The sequence below is a fragment of the Paenibacillus taichungensis genome (genome assembly GCF_013359905.1).
In the GTDB taxonomy this organism is placed as follows: domain Bacteria; phylum Bacillota; class Bacilli; order Paenibacillales; family Paenibacillaceae; genus Paenibacillus; species Paenibacillus taichungensis.
In genome coordinates, this window is sequence record NZ_JABMCC010000036.1 from 1 (window position 1) to 337 (window position 337).

Annotated in this window: 1 rRNA gene; it reads right to left on the bottom strand. The window is 43.6% G+C overall.

The window, feature by feature from the left end:
• Window positions 1-150 precede the first annotated feature (150 nt).
• Window positions 151-267, bottom strand: a 5S ribosomal RNA gene (gene rrf / locus HP548_RS00250).
• Window positions 268-337: the final 70 nt, after the last annotated feature.

Sequence of the window (337 nt, forward strand, 5' to 3'; positions counted from 1 at the left end):
ATTTTATTTATATAAAACGCCACTCATATCAAGTGGCGCTTATCTATGTTAAATCATTTAGTGCAATGTCTCTAAACTAATAGCTAATCCTGCATTTTTGCTTATAAACAAATAAAAATCACCACCGAATAACATAGGCAGTGGTTCTTTGCTTGGCGGCGTCCTACTCTCCCAGGACCCTGCGGTCCAAGTACCATCGGCGCTAGAGTGCTTAACGGCCGTGTTCGGGATGGGTACGTGTGGAACCCCTCCGCCATCGCCACCAAACGCATAGCTTAGCTTACATCTCAGAGTTTATTCTCTGAAAACTAGATCCGAAACGAAATGTGCGATTTAC